Source organism: Mycobacterium ahvazicum (genome assembly GCF_900176255.2).
Taxonomy (GTDB): Bacteria; Actinomycetota; Actinomycetes; order Mycobacteriales; family Mycobacteriaceae; genus Mycobacterium; species Mycobacterium ahvazicum.
The window spans coordinates 279,738-302,156 of the sequence record NZ_FXEG02000002.1; the positions used below are offsets into that span (position 1 = coordinate 279,738).

Below are 22,419 nucleotides of genomic sequence, written 5' to 3' on the forward strand. Positions count from 1 at the left end.
CCCTCAGGAGACCATGACCGCGCTATTCACCACTGCAATGACGCTGCGGAAGGTCGATCCGGGGGTATTCGAGGGAGAGCTCAACACGCACTGGACCATCGGTCCCAAGGTGCACGGCGGCGCGATGCTGGCGTTGTGTGCCAACGCGGCGCGTCACGCCTGTGCCGAGGCGGGGCACGAACCGGTGGCGGTGTCGGCGAGCTTCCTGTGGGCACCCGACCCGGGGCCGATGCGGCTGATCACGTCGATCCGCAAGCGCGGCCGGCGGATCAGCGTCGTCGACGTCGAACTCACCCAGGGGGATCGCACGGCCGTGCACGCGGTGGTCAACCTCGGCGAGCCGGAGCACTTCGAACCCGGCGGCGACACCGCGCCGCTTTTGTCGGCGAATCCGGTCCTGGACCTGATGTCGCCGGAACCGCCCGACGACATCGAACCGATCGGGCCCGGCCACCCGCTGGCCGGCCTGGTGCACCTGGGCGAGGGCTGCGATGTGCGGCCGCTGCTGTCGACGCTGGCGCCCAGCACCGACGGGCGGCCCCCGATGCTGCAGATGTGGGCGCGGCCGCGTGGTGTCGCTCCTGACGGCCTCTTCGCGCTGATGTGCGGCGATCTGTCCGCACCGGTGACGTTCGCCGTGGAGCGCACCGGCTGGGCGCCCACGATCCAGCTGACCGCCTTCCTTCGCGCCCTGCCCGCCGACGGCTGGCTGCGCGTGATCTGTACCTGCCTGGAGATCGGGCACGACTGGTTCGACGAGGACCACATCGTCGTCGACAGCCTGGGCCGGCTGGTCGCGCAGTCCCGGCAACTGGCGCTGGTGCCCGCGCCCCGGTAGCCGGGCGAAGCCCGGCCGTCTGCGATGCTTTCTCCGTGGCGAGAATCGCGATCATCGGTGGTGGCAGCATGGGCGAGGCCCTGCTGTCGGGTCTGCTTCGGTCCGGGCGAAAGGTCAAGGACCTGGTGGTGGCCGAACGTGTCCCGGAACGCGCCAAGTACCTGGCCGACACGTATTCGGTGCTGGTCACATCGTCAGTGGGCGATGCGGTGAGCGGCGCGACGTTCATCGTCGTCGCGGTGAAGCCCGCCGACGTCGAGTCGGTGATGGAAAAGCTGAGCAAAGCGGCTTCCGCGGTCGAAGGCGACAGCGCCGAGCAGGTTTTCGTCACCGTCGCGGCGGGGATCACGCTCGCCTCCTTCGAGTCCAAGTTGCCCGCCGGGACGCCGGTGGTCCGGGCGATGCCGAACGCGGCCGCAGTGGTGGGCGCGGGGGTGACCGCGCTGGCCAAGGGCCGTTTCGTCACCCCGCCGCAGCTCCAGGAGGTGTCGGCGCTGTTCGACGCGGTCGGCGGCGTGCTGACCGTGCCCGAATCCCAAATGGATGCGGTGACCGCACTGTCGGGCTCGGGACCCGCGTATTTCTTTCTGATGGTCGAGGCGCTGGTGGACGCGGGCGTCGCGGCGGGTCTGAGCCGGGGCGTGGCGACGGACCTGACGGCACAGACGATGGCTGGATCGGCGGCGCTGCTGCTGGAACGGCTGGATCAAGGGCCGGGGCCGGCCGACAGCGAGGCAATGGGCAAGCAGTCGGATGCCACCGCGGCGCAACTGCGTGCCATGGTGACCTCACCGGGCGGTACGACCGCCGCTGCGCTGCGCGAACTCGAACGAGGGGGGCTGCGCACAGCCGTCGACGCGGCCGTTCAGGCCGCGAAAACGCGCTCTGAGCAGCTGAGAATTACATCGGAATAATTTAAAGATTTCAAATTGATTGTCCCCCACCAGTACCAGTAACCCCACTAGTCCCGCTATTCTCCTTTCTGTATGCCCGTGTGGGTGCCAGCGGAGGGGAAGCCGCTGGCGTTGCGCGGGCCTGACACGATTGGGTTGCGATGACGTCTACCAATGGGCCATCGGCGCGAGATTCCGCAGGTAAGCCGCGGGACACAGCTTCGGCCGATAGCCAGGCAAGGACACAATTTCTCACCGTCGCCGAGGTGGCGGCCCTGATGCGGGTCTCCAAGATGACGGTTTACCGCTTGGTGCACAACGGAGAGCTGCCGGCGGTACGAGTTGGCCGGTCCTTCCGCGTGCACGCCAAGGCGGTGCACGACATGCTGGAGACGTCCTACTTCGACGCCGGCTGAGCCCGCGCTCGCCGCGAGACGCCGGCGGACCGATCGGGACCGACGCGTGGCGCGTGGCCGTTCAACCGGCCGCGCGACCGGCGGTTTGGTGTTCGGTGCGGCCCGCCGGGTAAAGTGACCCCGAAGTTTTCAATTACTTCAGCAGTCCTTAAGAAGCGGTCACAGGTCAGATAGCGGAGTTCATGGGTTCAGTAATCAAGAAGCGGCGCAAGCGTATGTCGAAGAAAAAGCACCGCAAGCTGCTGCGCCGCACGCGAGTGCAGCGCAGAAAACTGGGCAAGTAAGCCCCGCTTCGCCGCACTCGCGAACTCACCGACCACCGCGCGGCCATAGCGCCGCGGCGCATCTCGGCCGCTAGGCTGTTCGGGTGGATTCGTCGAGCGGAGGCGGAGCCGGAACCGGCGACAACGCGGATAACACGATGCACTACCCCAAGGTGGTGCTGGTGACCGGTGCGTGCCGGTTTCTCGGCGGCTACTTGATTGCCCGGCTGGCGCAGAACCCATTGATCCAAGGGGTTATCGCGGTGGACGCGATTGCGCCGAGCAAGGACATGCTGCGCCGGATGGGGCGGGCCGAGTTCGTCCGCGCCGACATTCGTAATCCCTTCATAGCCAAGGTGATTCGCAACGGCGACGTCGACACGGTGGTGCATGCCGCCGCGGCGTCATACGCGCCCCGCTCCGGCGGCACGGCGGCACTGAAGGAACTGAACGTGATGGGCGCGATGCAGCTTTTCGCGGCCTGCCAGAAAGCGCCCTCGGTCCGGCGCGTCGTGCTGAAGTCGACCTCCGAGGTATACGGGTCAAGCCCGCACGACCCGGTGATGTTCACCGAGGACAGCAGTAGCCGTCGCCCGCTGCGCAGTGGATTCGCCAAGGACTCCCTCGACATCGAGGGATACGTGCGCGGGCTGGGGCGGCGTCGCCCCGATATCGCGGTGACGATTCTGCGGCTGGCCAACATGATTGGCCCGGCGATGGACACCACCCTGTCCCGGTATCTGGCCGGTCCGGTGGTCCCGACGATGTTCGGCCGGGACGCGCGATTGCAGTTGCTGCACGAGCAAGACGCGTTGGGTGCGCTCGAGCGTGCGGCGATGGCCGGCAAGGCCGGCACCTTCAACGTCGGCGCCGACGGCATCATCATGCTGTCGCAGGCGATCCGGCGTGCGGGCCGTATTCCGTTGCCGGTGCCGGGTTTCGGTGTGTGGGCGCTGGATTCGCTGCGGCGAGCCAATCGCTATACCGAGATCAATCGGGAACAATTCAATTACCTGAGTTATGGCCGGGTCATGGACACCTCGAGGATGCGCACCGAGCTCGGCTATCAGCCGAAATGGTCGACCGCGGAGGCGTTTGACGACTATGTTCGCGGTCGCGGCCTGACTCCCATAATCGACCCACATCGGGTACGCTCCTTGGAGGGTCGCGCCATAGCCTTAGCGCAGCGCTGGGGAAGCCGAAATCCAATTCCATGGGGTGGGGTCAGGTAGATATCGTGGCGGGTGAAACCAGAGCGAATGTCATTCCCCTGCACAGTAATCGGGGTCGCGTCGCAGCTCGCCGCAGAGCCGAAGCATCGCGTCAGCATCCTTCCTTGCTGTCCGATCCGCACGGTCATGCATCTGCCGAACAGATCGCCTCGGTGGTCCGCGAAATCGACGAGCACCGGCGCGTCGCGGGTGGGACTTCGTCAACTGAGGCTCCGCTCAACGAGTTTGCTCAACAGGTCGCCTCGGTCGCCGGATTTTTCCGGCAGCGTCTGACGGGCGACTACGCAGTCGACGAATTCGGCTTCGATCCGCACTTCAACAACGCGATCGTTCGGCCTTTGCTGAGATTCTTTTTCAAGAACTGGTTCCGCGTCGAGGTCAGCGGGATCGAGAACCTGCCGACTGAAGGCGCCGCGCTGTTGGTGGCCAATCACGCCGGGGTATTGCCGTTCGACGGACTGATGTTGTCGGTGGCGGTACACGACGAACATCCGGCGCAGCGGGACATGCGGCTGCTGGCCGCCGACATGGTGTTCGACCTACCTCTGGTCGGCGAAGCCGCCCGCAAGGCGGGTCACACCATGGCCTGCACGACGGACGCACACCGGCTGCTGGCCGCGGGCGAGCTCACCGCGGTGTTCCCGGAGGGCTACAAGGGCCTGGGCAAGCGCTTCGAGGACCGCTACCGGCTGCAGAGGTTCGGTCGCGGTGGCTTCGTGACGGCGGCGCTGCGCACCAAGGCGCCGATCATCCCGTGCTCGATCATCGGATCCGAAGAGATCTACCCGATGCTCACCGACGTGAAGCTGCTGGCGCGCCTGTTCGGCCTGCCCTACTTCCCGCTCACCCCGCTGTTCCCGCTGGCCGGACCGGCCGGGCTGGTGCCGCTGCCGTCGAAGTGGCGTATCGCGTTCGGTGAGCCGATCTACACCGACGACTACGCCGCGTCCGACGCCGAGGACCCGATGGTCACCTTCGAGCTGACTGATCAGGTGCGCGAGACCATCCAGCAGACGCTGTACCGCCTGCTGGCCGGGCGTCGCAACGTCTTTCTCGGCTAACGCATCGGCCAGCACTGACGAAAACGCCCCGGGCCGATTGGCACCGGGGCGTCTTGCGTACGGGTTACTTGACCAGCGTGAACTGGCAGACGTTGGTATAGCCGTCGCGGAACAGGTCCGAGCAGCCGCGCAAGTACTTCAGGTAGATGTCGTAGGTCTCCTGCCCCTTCAGGGCAATCGCCTCTTCCTTGTGCGCCTCGAGGGCATCGGCCCACGCGGTCAGCGTCGGGACGTAGTTCTTGCCGATGAAGTGGTGGCGCTCGATCTTGAAGCCGGCGTCAGTCGAGTACTTGTCGACCAGGTCCACCTGCGGCAGCTTCCCGCCCGGGTAGATCTCCTTCAGGATGAAGCTGATGAACCGCAGCAGGGTCATGTTGACCTTCAGGCCCATCGCGTTGCCCTCTTCGCGGCTGGGGACGACGATCGAGTGCAGCAGCATGCGGCCGTCGTCGGGCAGCAGGTCGTAGTACTTCTTGAAGAAGGTGGCGTACCGCTCGTACCCGGCGTCACCGGCGCCGTCGGCGAAGTGCTCGAAAGCCCCCAGCGACACGATGCGGTCGATCGGCTCGTCGGGGAATTCCTCCCAGCCCTGGATCCGCACCTCCTTGCGGCGGGGGCTGTCCATCTTGTCGAACTCCGCCACACAGTGGGCGTGCTGGTTCTCGCTGAGCGTCAGGCCGATGACGTTGACGTCGTACTCGGCCACCGCGTGCCGCATTGTCGAGCCCCAGCCGCTGCCGATGTCCAGCAGCGTCATGCCGGGCTCGAGGTTCAGCTTGTCCAGCGCGAGCTTGCGCTTGGCGTACTGCGCCTCTTCGAGCGTCTTGGTGAGGTTCTGCGGGTCTGGATTTTCGTCAAAGTAACCGCAGCTGTAGGTCATTGACGGGTCGAGCCAGAGCTTGAAGAACTCGTTCGACTTGTCGTAATGGGACCGGACTTTTTCGACTGGTGGCTTGAGCTGGGTGCCACCGGCTTCCCCCTGGGACGTCATCAAATCGACCCTACTTTCGTGCAGATATTGATGCAATCGCGGCGACGGTTTCTTCAGCGCGCGCGTCTGGGTGTGAGGCTTCCCCGAGCATGGTTACGACGCTGGTGACGATCGGTTTGCCGTCGGCGTCGGTCACCTCACTGCGGATCTCGGCGATCACAGTGCCGTGCGACTCGATGACCGAGTCTAGATAGGTATCGAAGTACAACTTGTCGTGGGCCAGGATCGGGCGGTGAAAGGTGAACTTCTGGTCGCGATGCAGCACCCGGGCGATGTTGATCGGGATGCTGAACTTCGTGAAAATGTCCAGCTGCACCCGGCGTCCGGCGATTGCCAGGAATGTCAGCGGAGCCACCACGGCCGGATACCCGGCTTCCCCGGCGTCAATCTCGCTGAAGTGCGTCGCGTGGTCGTCTTGCACCGAGGCCGCGAACTCGCGGATCTTTTCGCGGCCGACCTCGAAGTAGTCCGGTGCGCGGTAATGGCTGCCGATCAGGCCCTGGGTCCCCTCGGGAAGGGTCGTGGCCCCCTCTGATGTTGTCATGGCGTTGCGGGCTCCCCACTAATCGTTGCTCAGCGGCGCAGCCTATCAGCGGGATTGGCGCCGGGACGCCAACGCGGCCAGCGCACCGCCTGCGGCGCCGAGGGCCAGCGCCGACGGAACCCCGATCCGCGCGGCCTTGCGAGCGGTCCGGAAGTCGCGGATCTCCCATCCGCGCTCCCGGGCCAGGCTGCGCAGCCGGGCGTCGGGGTTGATGGCGACCGCGGTGCCCACCAGCGACAGCATCGGCACGTCGTTGTAGCTGTCGGAGTAGGCCGTACAGCGTTTGAGATTGAGGCCCTCGCGGATCGCCAGGGACCGAACGGCGTGCGCCTTGCCCGGGCCGTGCAGGATGTCGCCGACGAGCCGACCGGTGAAGACGCCGTCCACCGATTCCGCCACGGTGCCCAGCGCGCCGGTCAGGCCGAGCCGACGCGCAATGGTTGCGGCAAGCTCGTACGGCGTTGCCGTGATCAGCCACACCTGCTGGCCCGCGTCCAGATGCATCTGGGTGAGCTCCCGAGTGCCGGCCCAGATCTTGTCGGCGATGATCTCGTCGTAGATGTCCTCGCCGAGGGTGACCAGCTCTTCGACCGAGCGGCCCTCGATGAACGTGAGCGCTTTGCGTCGGCCGGCGGCGACGTCGTTGCTGTTCTCCTTGCCGAGTAGCTGAAACTTGGTCTGCGCGTAGATGAATCCGATCACGTCGCGATAAGTGAAGTAGTTGCGCGCGGCCAGACCGCGTCCGAAATGCACCGCGGAAGAGCCCTGGACCAATGTGTTGTCGACGTCGAAGAACGCCGCGGCGGTCAGGTCGATCGGCGGTTGCGGGCCACCTTGGGCGGCGGTCGCCTCTTGCAGGCCCTCGAGCGCGCGGGCGGCGCTGGCATTGGCCGCTACCGACTCCAGGTCAACTCGAACGGCGGGGTCGGCGTTGTCCGACTCATCCGACTCTGAGGAAGTCATCGCCACACCTCCTGGATCGCCGGGCCATCGGGTGGCCGGTCCGCGGCCGCTATCAACCCTATCCGGCAGGCTTGATGGCCGGTTTCACGCCTCCGACATGGGTTGGTGTTGTGGAGACTGCGGCGCGAAATGTGTTGTGACACTTAACTCTTCGATAGCACCGCTCGGCTTGGGATCGACAGGTCTCTCGACGTATGCATTTCTAGTGCACACGGCGTCACGCTTTTCGCAGTGCCGAAGAAATCCGAAAGGATGCGTAGCAAATCGTCATTGGCGGACAGGCCACGGAGATTCGCAGTCATCGAGATGTGCGTGAATCAGCGATTCTTTGGATCGTACTCAGTCCCGGAAATGTCATCCCAAAACTTTGGTGAGATTTCCTTGATTCGATCTTCCGGAGCGATAGCGTCCACCTCTCGCTGAAACTCGTCAAATGCTTTCCGTGCCCGTGCTAATTCTTCGGGCGTCGGTGGTGTGACGCCAGCTTCCTCGGGAGTTGAAAAGATCTTACCCGCGATTTTCTCGCTCATCATGCAATCTCCATATCACTCGCCTGCGCCTGTACCATACGCTATGCCTAGCGCTCAATCATCTCGATAATGGTCCGACCCGTTCTCGGGTCGACTGTCCTGTTTTCGACATAGAACTTTGATCCCGGCGGGAATAACACCTCTTTCTCGCCGGGATACATCGAGAAAGACGAAATATCTCGACCAGTGAGGGAGAAAATTCTAAACTCGACATTTCCGCCGAACGCCGGTCCCTCTGCGACGGCCCGGAGAGTTGTCGTACTCGTAAAAGCAGGTTCTGTAATGACTCGGCCAGGTTGATATCGGTCGAGAACTTCGGTCGGTAAGCTTGTGCCTCGAATGACCGGGCCTTGGTAGGCTGGAAGCTTTTCTAATGCTCGATTTATCGCGTCGACTCGCGCTTGATGAGATGCATCCAATGCGCCGTTCCTCAGGACGTCATTTAATTCTTGATAGCCAGGCCCAGTGTAATCGGTCAACGCCGCTATATCAGCCGGTGTCAACGGGATCGTTGAATGTGGGTGGCCGCTGCCGTCGCCGGGTTCGAGTGGTGAGCCATCAGCCGGTGGGTATGGCGTGCCCTCACCGGGATGGTGTGGGGATCCGCCGTCAGGAAGATGCGGCGTCGCCCCATTGGGTTGGTGTGGTCCGTGTGGGCCCGGTTCACCCATGTGAGGCGCCCCGCCGTGCGGGACTGGCGCCTCGCCTGGGCCGCTACCTGTCGGCACCGACGGCGGATGCGGCGCAGACGGGTTTGCGCCTTTCTGAGCCAGCTCGCCCGGATTTTCGCTCGGAGTCGTCGGGACATGCTCATGCGGCTGGGGCGCCTCCGCAGGTGCAGACGCGGGTGGCTTGCCACCGGACGTCGGTGGCGGCGCAGTCGGTTTGGGCGTCTTACCGGCTGGAGGCTTGGGCTCGGTTGGGCTATGCGGCGGTGCGGTGCCGGCGGGGGCCGGGCCCGGCTTGGGCGTAGGTGCTGGACTGCCTGGTTCCGGCGGTTTCGGGCCGGTCGGCGGTGGTTTGGGGCGCTCGACGGGCGGCTTAGGCGTCTCGGGCGGCTTGATTCCCGCGCGATCGAGAGGCTCCGGCAGGGGCGGCTTCTTCAAGCCCTTGATGGCATCCAGCGCTGCGCGGCCCCTGGTGCCCAGCCTGGAAAGCGGTCCGCCCGGCAGGGCCAACGTCAGTCCGTCAAACAACGTCCGGCCGGCCGCCCCGACGGGATCGGTCTGCCACTGATCCCAATGGGAGACGTCCTTGCCCAATGCTTTCCACGAATCTTGGACCGACGGCGAACCTTCCGGGCCCAAGCCGGCCAGCGGCAACGCACCCCGGACCATGTCGTTCGAATCGTGGTAGAAACCCACCGGGTCGAACAGGAGCCGCAGCTGGCTCATGCTCAACGCGCCTTCGACGAATTCGGCGGCTTCGCTCAGAAACTCCTCGCCGCCGTGCCCATTCCGACCGATGATTCGCCCGACATCGGTACCGTGCAGAAACTGATCCCACTGCTTGGCGGCGTAATTGCCCATCGTGGTAACAATCGCCTCGGCTTCGGCGAGGGCGGAGGCGATCTCGGCTTCCAGCGCCTTGACCTCGGAATTGAAATTGTCGATCACCGTGCGGATGTCGTTGGCGATCTTTCTGATCTCGTCTTCGTCCTCGTCGGTCAGGATGTCCCAGACCTCTTTGAACCCGGTCAGCGGATCGCAGATCCGCGACAGCAAGTCCAGGATCGCCGCATGAACCTTGTCGATCTTGGCGGCATAGCTGCTGAGCTGACTCGCGATCCGTTGGCACTGCTGCACGAGTCGGGTGGAACGGCTGTATGCGTCGGTGAAGGCGTTCTCGACGAGTGAGGCCTCCGGAAGTTGTTGGGCGCGAATAACTCCCATCGCCGTCCCGGTCCCGAGAATTTCCCCGAGCGCGAACTGCGTGCCGGCTGCCGTCCACGCCGTGGCGGCGGCCCGCAATTTCGCCGAATCGCCACTGGGCCAGATCATTCCGAGGTACGGCGCGACCCAGCCCCAACCCGGCGGGGCGCTATCGCTGTTTCCGAGCGACGACGGCAAATGGCCCGCCGAAATGAAACCTGAGGACGGGGGTGGCGGAACCGTTCCACCGTTACCGCCAACGTTAGACATCGCTTCGGCCAGTGAGTAATTGTGCGCCGACATCCGTACGCCATTACCCAAGCTGCACAGCCCGTTTCGGGTCGACACCATGGCCTCGATGAGCTTGGCTGCCGAACGGTCGTAGTCGCGGCCGAGTGCAGCACCGGCAGGATCGTCGCCGGCCATACCGGCACAACCTGACAGTGCCGCCGTCAGAGTCGAGATCACCGACGCCAACCCCTCGGCGGCGGTCACCACCTCGGCGCCTGCCCCGTCAAGGGCCGCGGTATCAACCGCTAGCGGCGCCATTAGCTCACGACCACATCGCCAAATTCGTCGTCATGGCGCCGGTGTAGTTGCTGTGCGCGGTCGCACCGGCCGTTCGCAGCCGAGCCAGCGCCTCGCGCATTATTGCCTCGCCGCGAGCCCAGTGTTGATGGGCTTCGGCATGGGCAGCCGCTCCCTCGCCCGTCCACGTCGTGTGCAGATTGCTTACAAGAGAGTCGATTTCGGTCAACATGCTCTCGGCATAGCGTTGAAATTCGGCCATCCGTTGCACGGCATCCGCCAATGCCTGCGGTTCCACCCGGAATGCCTCAGCCACGGTGCACCTGCCGGACCAGCTGCGCGGATACAGCCTCGTTGTTCAGATATTCCTGGCCGGCCCGGTCTACCGCCTTGGCCAAGATCGACAGTCCCATCTCGACCTCGCGAGCACCGCGATGCCACAGCTCCCACGCGGCCGAGTAGGCGCTTCCCGATCCGCCCAGCCAGCCGCCCAACATGTCGCCGACTTGACCGTCCAGCTCGGCCAGCTGACTCCGCAGCGACTCGGCCGCACCGAGTAGTCCCTGCGCGAACCCCTGCATCATGTGGGGGTCGACACGCAGATCCTCGTTTGCGGCCATAGCCGAAATTTAATCCGTGCCGTGGCCGCCCACAATTCACTTTTGGGTGTCCAAATGTGCCGATGCCACACTGGTGCCATGACCAAGCGCCCCAAGGTGGAGCTGCTGACTCGCGCCGGATGCACCATCTGCGAGCGGGCCCACGCACGGCTGGCGGAGTTAGCCGGGGAGCTGAATTTCGACCTGGCCACCACCGACGTCGACGCCGCCGCGGCGGCCGGCAACCCCGGGCTGCGGGCCGAGTTCGGCGATCGGCTGCCCGTGATTTTGCTGGACGGCCGCGAGCACAGTTACTGGGAGATCGACGAGCCGCGGCTGCGCGCGGACCTCACCCGATAATGGAGCGGGGTGGGCGACGACTCATTATTTGGTAGCCCACCGAATAAACGTTTACCGTAGATGGCAGTTCAGTTACTGGAGTAGCGAGGGAGCTGGCCAGGTGATGCTGCCGTGAGCATCTTGCTCTTCGGGGTTTCGCACCGTAGTGCGCCGGTCTCCGTTCTGGAACAACTCAGCATCGACGAATCGGATCGCAACAAGATCGTCGACCGGGTTTTGCAGTCGCCGCTGGTCACCGAGGCCTTGGTGCTGTCGACATGCAACCGGGTCGAGGTCTACGCGGTGGTTGACGCGTTCCACGGCGGTTTGGCCGTGATCGGGCAGGTGCTGTCGGAATACTCCGGAATGTCGATGGGCGACCTCACCAAACACGCGTACGTGCGCTACAGCGAGGCCGCCGTCGAGCACCTGTTCGCCGTCGCCAGCGGTCTGGACTCCGCGGTGATCGGCGAACAGCAGGTGCTCGGGCAGGTGCGCCGCGCCTACGCCGCCGCCGAGTCGAATCGCACAGTCGGGCGGATCCTGCACGAGCTGGCTCAACGCGCGCTGTCGGTCGGCAAGCGGGTGCATTCCGAAACGGCGATCGACGCCGCGGGCGCCTCGGTGGTGTCGGTCGCGCTCGGCATGGCCGAACGCAAGGTGGACGGGCTGGCGGGCAAGACCGCCGTCGTCGTCGGCGCCGGCGCGATGGGCGCGCTGTCGGCGGCCCACCTGATCCGGGCCGGTGTCGATCACATCCTGGTCCTCAACCGGTCGCAGTCCCGGGGACAACGGCTGGTCCGCAAGATTCGCGAATCGGGCGTGCGCGCCCAGGCGATGACGCTCGACCGGCTCGCCGATGCACTGGCCGACGCCGACGTGGTGGTCAGCTGTACCGGCGCGGTGAGTCCGGTGGTGTCGCTGGCCGACGTGCACAACGCGCTGGCCGCCGCGCAGCGCGACGACACCGGCCACCCGCTGCTGATCTGCGACCTGGGCATGCCGCGCGACGTCGATCCCGCGGTGGCCGGGTTGCCCGGCGTCTGGGTCGTCGACGTGGAGCGCATTCAGCACGAGCCCTCGGCGCACGCCGCCGCCGGCGACGTCGACGCCGCACGCCACATCGTGGCCGCCGAGGTTGCGGCCTACCTGGCCGGACAGCGGATGGCCGAGGTGACCCCGACCGTGACCGCGTTGCGCCAGCGCGCCGCCGACGTCGTGGAAGCCGAGCTGTTGCGGCTGGAGAACCGGCTGCCTGGCCTCGAGAGCGCCCAGCGCGAAGAGGTCGCTCGCACTGTCCGGCGCGTGGTGGACAAGCTGCTGCACGCTCCGACCGTGCGAATCAAGCAACTCGCCAGCGCCCCCGGCGGCGACAGCTACGCCGAGGCACTACGCGAACTTTTCGAACTCGACCAGACCGCCGTCGATGCCGTGGCTGCGGGTGAATTGCCGGTACTCCCAATGGGATTCGACGCCGGCACGCAGCAATCCGCCGAGTAACCCGATTGGCGCACGTGATCCGGTTAGGCACGCGGGGCAGTCTGCTCGCCACCACCCAGGCCTCCGTCGTTCGAGACACTCTGATCGCCAACGGCCACCCCGCGGAGTTGGTGATCATCAGCACGGCCGGTGACCAGTCGTCGGCGCCCATCGAAAGTCTGGGTGTGGGGGTGTTCACCACCGCGTTGCGCGAGGCGATCGTAGATGGCCGGGTCGACGCTGCCGTGCACTCTCACAAGGATTTGCCGACCGCCGACGACCCGAGGTTCAACATCGCGGCCATCCCGGCACGGAATGACCCGCGCGACGCGCTGGTTGCGCGCGACGGACTGGTGCTCGGGGAGTTGCCGGCGGGTTCGCTGGTGGGCACGTCATCCCCGCGACGGGCCGCGCAGCTTAGGGCATTGGGTCTCGGTTTGGAAATCCGCCCCCTACGAGGCAACCTAGATACCAGGTTGAACAGGGTAAGTAGTGGTGATCTAGACGCCATCGTGGTGGCCCGGGCCGGACTGGCCCGCCTGGGCCGGCTCGCTGATGTCACCGAGACGCTTGAGCCGGTGCAAATGTTGCCAGCGCCGGCTCAGGGTGCGCTCGCCGTCGAATGCCGCGCCGAGGACAGCGGGCTGGCGGCAGTGCTGGCGGAGTTGGACGACTCCGACACACGCGCAGCGGTCACCGCGGAGCGAGCCCTGTTGGCCGAACTGGAGGCGGGTTGCTCCGCACCGGTGGGAGCGATCGCCGAGGTGGTCGAGTCCATTGATGAGGACGGCCGGGTCTTCGACGAGCTGTCGCTGCGCGGTTGCGTGGCGGCGCTCGACGGATCCGATGTGATCCGCGCGTCCGGCATCGGCGCTCCCGAGCGGGCCCGAGAGCTAGGGCTCTCGGTGGCAGCGGAGCTGTTGGAGTTGGGCGCGGGAGAGCTGATTGGGGGAGCGCGGCAAGACCCCGCGCATGAGAACTGAATGACCTCAAAAAGGGATGACTTGGGAGCGACAATGACGACGCGAGGGCGCAAGCCGAGACCGGGCCGCATCACGTTCGTGGGTTCCGGCCCGGGTGATCCGGGATTGTTGACCACACGGGCGGCCACAGTGCTGGCCAATGCGGCTCTGGTGTTCACCGATCCCGACGTACCCGAACCGGTGCTGGCGCTGATCGGCAAAGACCTGCCGCCCGTTTCGGGCCCGGCACCCGCCGAACCACCACCCGCGACGAGCGATGGGTCAGCCGACGCGGATCCGCCACCGGCGGCGCCGACGGTGCTGTCCGGTGGTGCCGACATCCGCCCGGCGCTCGGCGAGCCCGCCGAGGTGGCCAAGACGCTGACCGCCGAGGCCCGCACGGGCGTCGACGTGGTGCGGCTGGTGTCCGGCGACCCGCTGACGCTCGACGCGGTGATCAGCGAGGTGAACGCCGTCGCGCGAACTCACCTGCACATCGAGATCGTGCCGGGCCTGGCCGCGACCAGCGCGGTGCCGACGTATGCGGGTCTGCCGCTGGGCTCCTCGCACACCGTGGCCGACGTGCGCGACCCGCAGGTGGATTGGGAGGCGTTGGCGGCGGCTCCCGGCCCGCTGATCCTGCAGGCCACGCCGACGCATCTGGCCGACGCGGCGCGCACGCTGATCGAGCATGAGCTGGCCGAGACGACCCCCTGCGTGGTGACCGCCCAGGGCACGACCTGTCAGCAGCGTTCGATCGAGACCACGTTGCACGGGCTGACCGACGCGGCCGTCGTGGCCGGCGCCGGCGACCCGGCGGGCCCGTTGACCGGACCGCTGGTGGTGACCATCGGCAAGACGGTCAACAGCCGGTCGAAGCTGAACTGGTGGGAGAGTCGCGCCCTGTACGGCTGGACCGTGTTGGTGCCGCGCACCAAGGACCAGGCCGGCGAGATGAGCGAGCGACTCACCTCCTACGGCGCGCTGCCGGTCGAGGTCCCGACCATCGCGGTCGAGCCGCCGCGCAGCCCCGCCCAGATGGAGCGTGCTGTCAAGGGATTGGTCGACGGCCGGTTCCAGTGGGTGGTGTTCACCTCCACCAACGCCGTGCGCGCGGTGTGGGAGAAGTTCGGCGAGTTCGGGCTGGACGCCCGCGCATTCTCCGGCGTGAAGATCGCCTGCGTGGGCGAGTCGACGGCTGACCGGGTCCGGGCCTTCGGGATCAGCCCCGAGCTGGTGCCGGCCGGGGAGCAGTCCTCGCTGGGTCTGCTGGACGACTTCCCGCCCTACGACAGCATTTTCGATCCGGTGAACCGGGTTTTGCTGCCGCGTGCCGACATCGCCACCGAGACGCTGGCCGAAGGTCTGCGCGAACGTGGTTGGGAGATCGAGGATGTCACCGCGTACCGGACGGTGCGTGCGGCGCCTCCGCCGGCGTCTACCCGCGAAATGATCAAGACGGGTGGCTTCGACGCGGTGTGCTTCACGTCCAGCTCGACAGTGCGCAACCTGGTCGGCATCGCCGGTAAACCGCACGCGCGCACCATCATCGCCTGCATCGGCCCCAAGACGGCCGAGACCGCCGCCGAGTTCGGCCTGCGGGTGGATGTGCAGCCCGACACCGCTGCCATCGGCCCACTGGTCGACGCGCTGGCCGAACACGCCGCGCGGTTGCGCGCCGAGGGCGCGCTGCCACCGCCGCGTAAGAAGAGCCGCAGGCGCTAGTGGCGTACCCGCGGCAGCGCCCGCGTCGGCTCCGTTCCACCCCCGCGTTGCGTCGCTTGGTGGCGCAAACATCCTTGGAGCCAAGGCATTTGGTGCTGCCGATGTTCGTCGCCGACGGGATCGACGAACCGCGCCCGATCCCGTCGATGCCTGACATCGTGCAGCACACCCGCGAATCGCTGCGCCGCGCAGCCGCCGATGCGGTGGCAGCCGGAGTGGGCGGGCTGATGCTGTTCGGTGTGCCGCTCGACGAGGACAAGGACGTGACCGGCTCGGCCGGTACCGACCCCGACGGCATTCTCAACGTCGCGCTTCGGGACCTGGCCAAGGATCTCGGTGACGCCACGGTGTTGATGGCCGACACCTGCCTCGACGAATTCACCGACCATGGTCACTGTGGCGTCCTTGACTCCCGGGGCCGGGTGGACAACGACGCCACGCTGAGGCGATACGTGAAATTGGCTGTGGCGCAAGCGGAATCGGGCGCTCAGGTGGTTGGTCCGAGCGGCATGATGGACGGGCAGGTGGGCGCCATTCGCGACGGCCTGGACACGGCGGGCTACACCGATGTGGTGATCCTGGCCTACGCCGCGAAGTTCGCTTCGGCGTTCTACGGCCCGTTCCGGGAAGCGGTGAGCTCGAGCCTGTCCGGCGATCGTCGCACCTACCAGCAGGAACCGGGCAACGTCCGAGAAGCGGTGCGGGAGATCGAGTTGGACATCGACGAGGGCGCCGACATCATCATGGTCAAGCCCGCGATGGGTTACCTCGACGTGGTGGCCGCCGCGGCGGAAGTCTCGCCAGTGCCGGTGGCCGCCTATCAGGTGTCGGGGGAGTACGCGATGATTTGTGCTGCGGCAGAAAATAATTGGATCGACAAGCGCGCCGCGGCCCTGGAGTCGCTAATCAGCATTCGCCGGGCCGGTGCCGACATCGTGCTGACCTATTGGGCCGCGGAGGCGGCGGGTTGGCTTTCCTAGCGGCCACATCGCCGGTAGACGATCAGGGGATGAGGCTTCCATGACGACAGCGAGGGATGTCGATCCCGGCCCGTTGTTCTACGAACCCGGCGCCAGCTGGCTTTGGGTGTTGAGCGGCCCGGCCGCGGCGGTGTCGATGATCCTGATCGAAATGTGGAGTGGCGCAGCGATATCGCTGTGGGTCCCGGCGATCTTCCTGGTGATGGTGTCGGCGTTCATCTCGCTGCAGATCAAGGCGGCGCGCATCCACGTGTCGGTCGAACTGACCCAGGACGCCCTGCGTCAGGGCACCGAGACGATCCTGGTGCGCGAAATCATCAAGGTTTACCCCGAACCGGAGAATCCGGCGAATTCCGACAGGGAGTTGGCGCGCTGGCAGTCGGCTCGGGCGCTCGGCGAACTGTTCGGGGTGCCGCGCGGCCGGACCGGAATCGGCCTCAAGCTCACCGGGGGGCGCACCGCGCAGGCTTGGGCCAAACGCCATCGTCGTCTTCGGGAAGCGTTGACCCCGTTGGTGCAGGAGCGCGTGGAGCCGGCCCGATCGGACGTCTGGGACATCGACGACGATGAGCCTCAGCTGTGATCGCCCGCTACCGGGCCGTGGTCGAACTCGTCGTCGCCGGCGTGGCGCTGGTCGGTGTCGGAGTGAGCTGGGTGCACGCGCGACACATCGTGAACGTGGCGCCGATCACCGATGGTCAGCCGTCCACGACGGCGTTGGTATACAACCCCCAGCTGCTGCTGCTGGCCTTGCTGCTGGCGTTGATCGCCGGAGTGCTGGCCGTCCTTGGGGCCGCCAGGCTGTGGCGCGCTCGACGCGCCGCTACGCCGTCTTCCTGAACAGCGGCATCGCCAGCCGGCGGCGGCAGACGACCGCGTCGGCCAGGTCGCCGAATGCCTGGGGCACCGAGCCGGCGATCGGAAACACCGAATCGCCGTTGCCGGCGACCAGCTGCTCGATCACGTCGGGGCCGGCGACCAGCGTCCACTCCACCCCGGCGCGGCGGCAATCCTCGTCGAATGTGTACAGCAACGAGAAGCCGGCACCGGCGAAGTCGGTCACGGCGCTGATGTCGAGTACCAGAGGATTGTCGCCGACGACGAAACGGCGAACGCAGCCGCTGACCCGGTCGACATTGACGGCGTCGACCTCTCCCCGGATGGTCACCACCGTCGCGAGGTGGCGGCAGTGAGCCCGAACCTCGGCTCCGCCGCAGTCGAGGCTTCCTTGTCGAGCTGTGGTCATCGCGATCGTCATGAACGCCCCTATTTCGGTGGTGGTGCGAAGGCCGTCCGCAATGCCGACCAAGCTAGCTACAACGGTGCCCGCCAAACTTAAGGAGACCGACAGTTACGTCTAACTGTTTGCTAAAAAGCTGACCGAGTAGATGTCTGCGGCGGCATGTCGGCGGGCACACCGTCGCCGTCACGCGATCCGGGCCGCCGCGCTGTTAGGCTGCTCTGGCTACCGGTTGCGAGTCGGGGGGCTTGGGATAGGGCGAAATGCCCGGTCAGCCGGGTGAGAAGGCAACGAAAACCGCAAGGGCCAGAGCGAAAGAGCGTCGTGCGCAGCGCAGAGATCAAGGGTGAGATCAAGGCCCTGACGGGACTCCGCATCATCGCCGCCGTGTGGGTGGTGCTGTTTCATTTCCGGCCGATGCTGAGCGACATCTCGCCCGATTTCCGCGAGAACCTGGCGCCCGTGCTCAATAGCGGCGCCCAGGGCGTCGACCTGTTCTTCATTCTCAGCGGGTTCGTGCTGACCTGGAACTACCTCGACCGGATGGGTCGTTCCTGGTCGACGCGCGAGACCCTGCACTTCCTGTGGCTGCGGCTGGCCCGGGTCTGGCCGGTGTATTTGGTCACCATGCACCTGGCCGCGTTGCTGGTGATCCTTTCGATGCACGTCGGCCATGTGCCGCTGCCCGAGGCGAACGACCTCACCGCGATCAGTTACATCCGCCAGGTCCTGCTCGTGCAGCTGTGGTTCGAGCCGTTCTTCGATGGAACCAGCTGGGACGGGCCGGCCTGGTCGATCAGTGCGGAATGGCTGGCTTACCTGCTTTTCGGCGTGCTGGCCCTGGTCGTGTTCCGGATGAAGCTGGCCACCCGGGCGCGGACCCTGATGTGGCTGGCCGTCGCGGCCTCGCTGCCGCCGGTGGTGATGCTGTTGGCCAGCGGGCACTTTTATACGCCGTGGAGCTGGCTGCCGCGGATCGTGACGCAGTTCGCCGCGGGGGCGCTGGCCTGCGCGGCCGTGCGCCGGTTGCGGCTGAGCGACCGCGGTCGCCACATCGCCGGATACCTCTCGTTGTTGCTGCTGGCCGCGGTGGTGGGCGTGCTGTACTGGTTTAACGCCCATCCGATCAGCGGGGTCGTGGAAAACGACAGCGGCGGCGTGGTCGACGTGCTGTTCGTCCCCCTGGTCATCACGCTGGCGGTCGGCCTGGGCAGCCTGCCCAGGGTGCTATCCACCCGGGTGATGGTCTACGGCGGGCAGATCTCGTTCTGCCTGTACATGGTGCATGAGCTGGTGCACACGTCCTGGGGATGGGCGGTCGAACAATTCGAGCTGACGCCGTGGGAGTCCGATTCCCCCTGGAAATGGAACGTGCTGGGCCTGTTCGCGATCGCTCTGGCGCTGTCCAGCCTGCTCTATCACGTCGTGGAGGAGCCCGCCCGGCGCTGGATGCGCAGGATGGTCGACGTCCGTTCCGCGGCCCAGCCAACCGAGGCCGGCGAGCCGGCCGCGGCCAGGGTTCGCCCGATCGACGGTGGACTGGAGCCGATCGCCGAGCGCACGGCTTCCTGAGTGCCCGCGAATCATGCTGTGCCCCATGCCCTCTCGGACCAGGAGTTCGCAGTGGTAGCCACGCCGCACTGGTAGCTTGGGGCATGCCGATCCATCCGGTCCTGTATCGCACCTGTGAAACAGCGCGTTGACGGCCGGTTCGCGTCGGTTATTCGTACGATTTCCGTTGGTCGGGTGCATTACCGGGCCATGCAGTGCACAGGGGTGCAAAAGGGGGGAGTAAGAGTGAGTCGTCTGGCCGCGTTCGTCGTCAACCTTGCTCTGCTGGTCGGCGTGGGCTGTGAAGTCGTGGCACACCCGGCATACGCGCTGCCTTACCAGGCATTGACTCTGGATGGCCGGCTGACCCACATCGCGGTGGTCGGCGACTCCTACACGACCGGCACCGACGAGGGCGGCCTGGGCCCGAACGCGTGGACCGCCCTTGCCTGGCAAACACTGACCAAGCGCGGCCTGCAGATCGACGCCGAGGTGGCGGCCGAGGGCAGGGCCGGTTATGCCGTACTCGGTGACCACGGCAGCATCTTCGAGGATCTCACTGTCAGGTCGGTCAAGGCCGATGACGTGCTGGTGGTGTTCTTCGGCTCCCGCAACGACCAGGGCACCGATCCGGGCATGCTGGCCGGGCGCGCGCGCGATACGTTCCAGATTGCGCGCATCCTGGCACCGACGGCGAGATTCCTGGTGATCGGACCGCCGTGGCCGACCGCCGATGTGCCCGAATCGGTGTTGCAGATTCGTGATGTGCTCAACTCGGAGGCCCGGGCTGCGGGTGCGGCGTTCGTCGACCCGATCGGCGCCCACTGGTTCGTCGACAGGCCCGACCTGATCGGCCCAGATGGCGTGCACCCCAATGACGCCGGGCACCGATACATGGCTGACAAGATTGCGCCGCTGATTCGCACGCAGTTATTCAGGTAGCGAGGCAATGGAAGTTTCGGCGGGCTGGCCCCCTCAAAACGCCAGCCGCGCAAGGCTTTACGCGCCGACCCTGAGCGCTTAGTCCTCTGCGTGCCGTTCGTAGTCCCACTGCTCCAGGCGTGCTTGTAGCTGCATCAAGCCGATTCCGGCGACTGGCGTAGCAGCCGCGATGCAGACCAACAACAGCGGGGACATTTCAAACCTCCAAAACCCTTACATTCCTAACACGTTCGGTTTCGCGGCGGGGTTCATTCGCAAAGAAAGTCATCGCAACGTCATCCGTCCGTTATGGCTCCGTCTGCGAGTGCGCCCATCACTGGCGCCAACAACTGCGCATATTCGGTTGTGACGTGGTTGTCGTCGCGAAACACCAGGGTGTTACCGACGATCATGGGGCACCGTTCGGACGTGCAGAACAGGTCGGTGAGGTCGGCGTAGTGGCCGCCGTTGCCGGTGGCCGCGGCCCGCTCGGCGGAGATACCGCCGTCGTTGACCGCGACCGAACGGCTTGGAGCGCAGGCGGTGGCGTCGTCCAGGTGTCCCGATAAGCAGGTGGGCACCGGGGACTGCGGATCCGGGGCGGGGCCGAGCACCAGCACGGTCGCGCCGGTGCGGCGCAGTTGTGCGACGGTGCGACCCAGCGTCTCGATCCACGCCGGGTCGTACGACACGAAGCCGAAATCGCCGCCGTAGCGCCGGCTCATGTCCAGCACGACCAGCCGCGGATGCTCGGCAGCCACCCGGGCCAGCACCTGCGCGCGCCATTGTTCGCACTCGGTGTACTCGCGGCCCAGATACGGGCTGTCGATGGGCAGGTCCTGGATCGGGCAGGTCACTTTGGCCATCGTCTCCAGTCGCCAGTGCCGCTGCTCGGCGACTTGGGCAAAGGCCGGGTTCCACATCGCCGCGTGCGAGTCGCCGATCAGCGCGACCGTCGTCGGCGAGCCGACGTCGCCTGCCGCACACTCGCTTTGCCCGATGTCGCGCCAGGAGCGCACGCAGCCGTTGACGAACACGGCGGCCTTGTCGGCCGGCGCCTGGGCCAGCGGCGGATCCAGATTCGACGGGACGGCACGCAGGCCGGCGGCCTGCCCGACGGCGTCGCGCACCTGCGCCAGAGCCTGCTGGACGGCCGTCTGCTGCGCACCGGCGTTGGGGGCGGCGGTGGGCAGCGCCATGATGGTGGCCTTCGCCGCGGCCGGGCCGTGGCCGACCGGAACCGGTATCACCGTCAGCAGCAGCACGCAGGCGGATGCGGTGGCGGCACTGGCGATCCCGGCTACGGCCAGGCTCGTCTTGGCCGACCGGCGCAGCGCGGCGGCGAACCGACCGGGATTCTCCACCAGATGGAACGTGATCACTGCCAGCCCGGCGGAGACGGCCGTCGCGGCCAATCGGGCCGCCAGGCCGGCTTCGCCCAGCAGCCGCGGCATCAGCAGCAGCACCGGCCAGTGCCACAGGTACCAGGAGTACGACACCCGCCCGATCGCGCGCATCGCCGGCCGGCACAGCAGCCGTCCGACCCCCAGGCTGCGGGTGGCACAGCCACCGCCGATCACCAGCGCGGTGCCCAGCACCGGCAGCAGCGCCGCGGTGCCCGGGTAAGGAGTAGCGGGGCCCAGCTGGGTGCAGGTCAGCAGAATCAGCGCCAGGCCGCCCCAGCCGGCGATCGCCGCGGGCAGCAGCGGCAGCCGGCGCCACTGCTCGATCGACAGCGCGACCAGGCCGCCGACGGCCAGCTCCCAGGCCCGGGTGGGCAACGAGAAGAACGCCCACGGCGGCGAGCTACGGGTCCACACCACGGCCGCCGCCAGGGAGGCCGCGGCGACCAACGCCAGCACCGCCGCGTACGGCGCCGCCTTGGCTTTGGCATCGGCATTGGGACTGGCCTCAGCGTCGCGCCGCACGCGTCCGGCCAACCACGCGGTGCCGATGATCAACACCGGCCATACCAGATAGAACTGCTCCTCGACGCCGAGTGACCAGTAGTGCTGGAACGGCGAGGGCCCCTCGGCGTTCAGGTAGTCGGTGCCAAGGTGGGCGAACCGGTAATTGCCGACGTAGAGCGCACTGGCGATGCCGTCGAGGAACACGCTTCGGGCCTGCAACGGCGGCAGCACGGCGGCCGCCGCGATGGCGGGGACGACGGCGACGGTGGCCGCGGCAGGCAACAGCCGTCGGGCCCGTGCTCCGTAAAACCGGCCCAGCGCAATGGTTTTCGCGGTGCTGACTTCGCGCCACAACAGGCCGGTGATCAGGAAGCCGGAGATGACGAAGAAGACGTCGACGCCGATGAAGCCGCCGGCGGTACCGGGAATGCCCGCGTGGTAGAGCACCACCGCGACGACTGCGACGGCCCGCAGGCCCTCGATGTCGGGGCGAAACCCGCGTCGGGGAATTTGTCGGGTGGGGCTATCGCCCGCTGGTGAGGGCGGGCTCGACGCGGTTTCCTGCCGGACTGCCATGCCTTTG

The 22,419-nt window shown here is 66.5% G+C and carries 24 protein-coding genes; 15 read left to right on the plus strand and 9 right to left on the minus strand.

The genetic code is table 11. The features are described 5' to 3' along the window. Window positions 1-13: 13 nt before the first annotated feature. The 6 genes from MAAFP003_RS03550 (at window position 14) to MAAFP003_RS03575 (ending at window position 4,703) form a co-directional block, all read left to right on the plus strand. Window positions 14-838, plus strand: coding sequence for a thioesterase family protein (locus MAAFP003_RS03550; protein WP_096284500.1), 825 nt, complete (start codon window positions 14-16; stop codon window positions 836-838). 35 nt (window positions 839-873) lie between these two features. Beyond that, complete coding sequence (gene proC, locus MAAFP003_RS03555) at window positions 874-1,752, plus strand: pyrroline-5-carboxylate reductase (protein ID WP_096284502.1); 879 nt, start codon at window positions 874-876, stop codon at window positions 1,750-1,752. 140 nt (window positions 1,753-1,892) lie between these two features. Continuing rightward, window positions 1,893-2,147, plus strand: a complete 255-nt coding sequence (locus tag MAAFP003_RS03560; RefSeq protein WP_036466538.1) for a cell division/environmental response transcriptional regulator — start codon at window positions 1,893-1,895, stop codon at window positions 2,145-2,147. A gap of 182 nt (window positions 2,148-2,329) precedes the next feature. Continuing rightward, window positions 2,330-2,431 (plus strand): 30S ribosomal protein bS22, encoded by a 102-nt coding sequence (locus tag MAAFP003_RS03565; RefSeq protein WP_003402602.1) that lies wholly within the window; start codon window positions 2,330-2,332, stop codon window positions 2,429-2,431. A gap of 83 nt (window positions 2,432-2,514) precedes the next feature. Further along, window positions 2,515-3,642, plus strand: a complete 1,128-nt coding sequence (locus MAAFP003_RS03570) for an SDR family oxidoreductase (RefSeq protein ID WP_096284504.1) — start codon at window positions 2,515-2,517, stop codon at window positions 3,640-3,642. Further along, entirely contained in the window at window positions 3,624-4,703 is a 1,080-nt protein-coding gene (locus MAAFP003_RS03575; protein ID WP_096284506.1) for a lysophospholipid acyltransferase family protein, read from the plus strand. Before MAAFP003_RS03570 ends, MAAFP003_RS03575 begins: the two co-directional genes overlap by 19 nt. 64 nt (window positions 4,704-4,767) lie before the next feature. Here the strand turns inward: MAAFP003_RS03575 and MAAFP003_RS03580 are convergent, their stop codons facing one another. From MAAFP003_RS03580 to MAAFP003_RS03610, 7 genes are all read right to left on the minus strand, one after another. Beyond that, window positions 4,768-5,694, minus strand: coding sequence for a cyclopropane mycolic acid synthase family methyltransferase (locus MAAFP003_RS03580; RefSeq protein ID WP_096284507.1), 927 nt, complete (start codon window positions 5,692-5,694; stop codon window positions 4,768-4,770). 10 nt (window positions 5,695-5,704) lie between these two features. Continuing rightward, the gene (locus tag MAAFP003_RS03585; protein WP_096284509.1) at window positions 5,705-6,238 is read right to left on the minus strand and encodes an FAS1-like dehydratase domain-containing protein; all 534 of its coding nucleotides are present in this window, start codon (window positions 6,236-6,238) and stop codon (window positions 5,705-5,707) included. Window positions 6,239-6,283: 45 nt separating this feature from the next. Beyond that, window positions 6,284-7,201 carry an HAD family hydrolase gene (locus MAAFP003_RS03590; RefSeq protein WP_096290851.1) on the minus strand — a complete coding sequence of 306 codons (918 nt, stop codon included), beginning with the start codon at window positions 7,199-7,201 and terminating at the stop codon, window positions 6,284-6,286. A gap of 317 nt (window positions 7,202-7,518) precedes the next feature. After that, window positions 7,519-7,731: a hypothetical protein gene (locus MAAFP003_RS03595; RefSeq protein ID WP_096290852.1), complete on the minus strand. Its 213-nt coding sequence runs from the start codon at window positions 7,729-7,731 to the stop codon at window positions 7,519-7,521. Between the two features lie 47 nt (window positions 7,732-7,778). Beyond that, on the minus strand, window positions 7,779-10,100 hold the full coding sequence (locus MAAFP003_RS03600) for an ADP-ribosyltransferase (RefSeq protein WP_243393756.1): 2,322 nt from the start codon (window positions 10,098-10,100) through the stop codon (window positions 7,779-7,781). 55 nt (window positions 10,101-10,155) lie between these two features. After that, a complete protein-coding gene (locus MAAFP003_RS03605; RefSeq protein WP_096284513.1) occupies window positions 10,156-10,446 on the minus strand; it encodes a WXG100 family type VII secretion target in 291 nt (96 codons plus the stop codon). After that, complete coding sequence (locus MAAFP003_RS03610) at window positions 10,439-10,750, minus strand: WXG100 family type VII secretion target (RefSeq protein WP_096284515.1); 312 nt, start codon at window positions 10,748-10,750, stop codon at window positions 10,439-10,441. Before MAAFP003_RS03610 ends, MAAFP003_RS03605 begins: the two co-directional genes overlap by 8 nt. Before the next feature lie 78 nt (window positions 10,751-10,828). Between MAAFP003_RS03610 and MAAFP003_RS03615 the strand changes: the two genes are divergently transcribed. The 7 genes from MAAFP003_RS03615 (at window position 10,829) to MAAFP003_RS03645 (ending at window position 17,054) form a co-directional block, all read left to right on the plus strand. Continuing rightward, the gene (locus MAAFP003_RS03615; protein WP_096284516.1) at window positions 10,829-11,089 is read left to right on the plus strand and encodes a glutaredoxin family protein; all 261 of its coding nucleotides are present in this window, start codon (window positions 10,829-10,831) and stop codon (window positions 11,087-11,089) included. A gap of 111 nt (window positions 11,090-11,200) precedes the next feature. Next, the gene (locus MAAFP003_RS03620) at window positions 11,201-12,568 is read left to right on the plus strand and encodes a glutamyl-tRNA reductase (RefSeq protein WP_096284518.1); all 1,368 of its coding nucleotides are present in this window, start codon (window positions 11,201-11,203) and stop codon (window positions 12,566-12,568) included. Window positions 12,569-12,582: 14 nt separating this feature from the next. Further along, entirely contained in the window at window positions 12,583-13,530 is a 948-nt protein-coding gene (hemC, locus tag MAAFP003_RS03625) for a hydroxymethylbilane synthase (protein WP_096290853.1), read from the plus strand. Between the two features lie 33 nt (window positions 13,531-13,563). After that, entirely contained in the window at window positions 13,564-15,234 is a 1,671-nt protein-coding gene (locus tag MAAFP003_RS03630) for a bifunctional uroporphyrinogen-III C-methyltransferase/uroporphyrinogen-III synthase (RefSeq protein WP_096284520.1), read from the plus strand. After that, on the plus strand, window positions 15,234-16,214 hold the full coding sequence (hemB, locus tag MAAFP003_RS03635; RefSeq protein ID WP_096284522.1) for a porphobilinogen synthase: 981 nt from the start codon (window positions 15,234-15,236) through the stop codon (window positions 16,212-16,214). The genes MAAFP003_RS03630 and hemB overlap by 1 nt, the downstream gene beginning before the upstream one ends. A gap of 40 nt (window positions 16,215-16,254) precedes the next feature. Beyond that, window positions 16,255-16,797 carry a DUF3093 domain-containing protein gene (locus MAAFP003_RS03640; protein WP_243393757.1) on the plus strand — a complete coding sequence of 181 codons (543 nt, stop codon included), beginning with the start codon at window positions 16,255-16,257 and terminating at the stop codon, window positions 16,795-16,797. Then, on the plus strand, window positions 16,794-17,054 hold the full coding sequence (locus tag MAAFP003_RS03645; protein ID WP_096284524.1) for a hypothetical protein: 261 nt from the start codon (window positions 16,794-16,796) through the stop codon (window positions 17,052-17,054). The genes MAAFP003_RS03640 and MAAFP003_RS03645 overlap by 4 nt, the downstream gene beginning before the upstream one ends. Here MAAFP003_RS03645 and MAAFP003_RS03650 read toward each other — a convergent pair. Next, window positions 17,038-17,472: an STAS domain-containing protein gene (locus tag MAAFP003_RS03650; protein WP_096290855.1), complete on the minus strand. Its 435-nt coding sequence runs from the start codon at window positions 17,470-17,472 to the stop codon at window positions 17,038-17,040. The two genes, MAAFP003_RS03645 and MAAFP003_RS03650, sit on opposite strands and share 17 nt — an antisense overlap. Before the next feature lie 306 nt (window positions 17,473-17,778). Here MAAFP003_RS03650 and MAAFP003_RS03655 point away from each other — a divergent pair, with 306 nt between their 5' ends. Together MAAFP003_RS03655 and MAAFP003_RS03660 are read left to right on the plus strand one after the other, a co-directional pair. Next, on the plus strand, window positions 17,779-19,026 hold the full coding sequence (locus MAAFP003_RS03655; RefSeq protein ID WP_207768453.1) for an acyltransferase family protein: 1,248 nt from the start codon (window positions 17,779-17,781) through the stop codon (window positions 19,024-19,026). A 225-nt stretch (window positions 19,027-19,251) separates the two neighbouring features. Next, complete coding sequence (locus tag MAAFP003_RS03660) at window positions 19,252-19,947, plus strand: Rv0518 family GDSL lipase (protein WP_096284527.1); 696 nt, start codon at window positions 19,252-19,254, stop codon at window positions 19,945-19,947. A 275-nt stretch (window positions 19,948-20,222) separates the two neighbouring features. Here MAAFP003_RS03660 and MAAFP003_RS03665 read toward each other — a convergent pair whose 3' ends face one another. Continuing rightward, window positions 20,223-22,412, minus strand: coding sequence for an acyltransferase family protein (locus MAAFP003_RS03665; RefSeq protein WP_096284529.1), 2,190 nt, complete (start codon window positions 22,410-22,412; stop codon window positions 20,223-20,225). Between the last annotated feature and the right edge of the window lie 7 nt (window positions 22,413-22,419).